The following is an 839-nucleotide window of genomic DNA, read 5'->3' as shown; positions in this document are numbered from 1 at the left end:
CACCGCAAGGCGTTTGAGTATCAAGCTTTGAAGGCGGGCATGAGCAACCTGCACGGGTTGCGCCATGGCTACGCACAGTGGCGCTACAAGGCCCTTACAGGGCGCCCATGCCCCAAGGCAGGCGGGAAGGCTACTAAAGCGCTCACAGAGGCTGAGAGGCGCACAGACCGCGACGCCCGCATGACTATTGCTGAAGAGCTCGGCCATGGCCGCATTGATGTAACGAAAGCATATTTAGGATGAACAAAACGGCGGATGTGGTTCAGGTCATCGAGACGATGAACAAGAGCCGTGAAAAGACGGCCAAGGAGCTCTTTGGGTACGAAGCTGTCAAAGAACAGATTGTTCGTGCCTGTGGTCAAGGATTGGGGCATGTACGCATTGGCCAAAACCTTGCGGCCAACCTCAAAGATACACAGGCGGCTAAGCTGTTAGTGGAGAACCTAAAGAGCGGCGGATACACCGTTGAGTGGGTCACGACCACACAACGTGAGATATCCAACGGTAAAGAAACAGGGGCTTTTATCGAGTATCAAGAACTCAGGATATCATGGGCAAGGGTGAAGATTCACAGCGGCCCACAAGCTGAGATTGCCTAACGTTCGGAAATTGGGCTGCCTTATGCAGCTTGGCGCACTCTTCCTTGCTTGTATCTAGCAATCATTGGCGCACGTACGCTGGGCCCAAGATTTCGGCTAGTGTCTGCACGCCTATGGGCGATCCTACCCATGTCTTCATGCCTAATACCCCAAAGATCGCCATACATAGGCTGTATTCCTTTTGCCAAGTATAGCTTTAGACCTTCTCCATTGTAGACGCTCTCAATGTGGAGGGCACCG

Annotated in this window: 1 protein-coding gene and 1 pseudogene; both read left to right on the top strand. The window is 53.2% G+C overall.

Annotated features, from left to right (window positions below):
- Positions 1–243 (top strand): annotated as a pseudogene (locus tag J7382_RS19855) (integrase); the annotation flags it as partial.
- Positions 240–599: a hypothetical protein gene (locus J7382_RS19850; RefSeq protein ID WP_209070719.1), complete on the top strand. Its 360-nt coding sequence runs from the start codon at positions 240–242 to the stop codon at positions 597–599. The pseudogene J7382_RS19855 and the gene J7382_RS19850, both read left to right, overlap by 4 nt.
- Positions 600–839: the final 240 nt, after the last annotated feature.

The sequence above is a fragment of the Shimia sp. R11_0 genome (assembly GCF_017744035.1).
Taxonomy (GTDB): Bacteria; Pseudomonadota; Alphaproteobacteria; order Rhodobacterales; family Rhodobacteraceae; genus Shimia; species Shimia marina.
The sequence above is the reverse complement of the archived record's forward strand: the minus strand, read 5'-3'. Positions and strand labels throughout refer to the sequence as shown.

Bases quoted from the DNA above. Each gene is read 5' to 3' on its own strand.
- J7382_RS19850 (WP_209070719.1), top strand. From the start codon at position 240: ATGAACAAAACGGCGGATGTGGTTCAGGTCATCGAGACGATGAACAAG.